This window comes from Arthrobacter sp. Y3221159 (assembly GCF_059089885.1).
The window spans coordinates 1-280 of the sequence record NZ_JBNHFC010000067.1 but is presented as its reverse complement, the minus strand read 5'-3'; the positions used below and the strand labels follow the sequence as shown (position 1 = coordinate 280).

Annotated in this window: 1 pseudogene; it reads left to right on the top strand. The window is 66.4% G+C overall.

Annotation, left to right across the window (positions count from 1 at the left end):
• A pseudogene (locus tag AC5RT3_RS20700) lies at positions 1 to 280 on the top strand (hypothetical protein); the annotation flags it as partial.

Below are 280 nucleotides of genomic sequence, written 5' to 3'. Positions count from 1 at the left end.
GGGTCCTCCCCATCTCCTGGGCCTACGTGAAGCTGATGGGCGGCCAAGGACTGACCGAGGCCACCAAGTCAGCACTGCTGGCCGCGAACTATGTCGCCTCCCGGCTGAACGAGTACTTCCCCGTGCTCTACACCGGTGAGGGCGGGCTGGTGGCGCACGAGTGCATCCTGGACCTGCGGGACCTGACCGCGAAGACCGGGATTACGGCCGAGGATGTGGCCAAGCGGCTGATCGATTTCGGTTTCCACGCCCCCACCCTGTCCTTCCCGGTGGCCGGGAC